This window comes from Prevotella sp. P2-180, assembly GCF_002251435.1.
Classification (GTDB): domain Bacteria; phylum Bacteroidota; class Bacteroidia; order Bacteroidales; family Bacteroidaceae; genus Prevotella.
Map to the genome: position 1 here is coordinate 1 of NZ_NPJI01000086.1, position 372 is coordinate 372.

The window sequence follows — 372 nt, forward strand, 5'->3', positions numbered from 1 at the left end:
CCGCAGAAAAGTATTCATCTCTCTCTGAGAGCAAGATGATTGAGGAGGCTTCTCTTCGATCGGGTATCCAAAAAGGTGCTCTCCAAGCCGCGTTCTCTGCTTGCGGCGACGTGATTAAGGCTTGGGCCACTGAGGGCCATTCGGTGCCGGTGCCGGGACTGGGAACAATGCGATTCGGTCTGAACGCAAAGAGTGTGGAGGACGTGAACATGGTGGCGTCGAGCCTCATCACCACCCGAAAGATTATCTTCGTGCCTTCTAGCGACGTGAAGAAGGAACTGATGACCACCGCAGTGAGCATCACCTGCTACGACCGCAACGGAAAGGTGGTGAAGCGCGTGAACTCCAGTGACTCTGGCGTGATAGAGGACT

The 372-nt window shown here is 55.1% G+C and carries 1 protein-coding gene; it reads left to right on the top strand.

All coding sequences use genetic code 11. The annotated features are described in order from the left end of the window. Positions 1-372, top strand: a 372-nt coding sequence (locus CIK98_RS18240) for a DNA-binding protein (RefSeq protein ID WP_094384534.1), incomplete at both ends; no start/stop codon positions are given.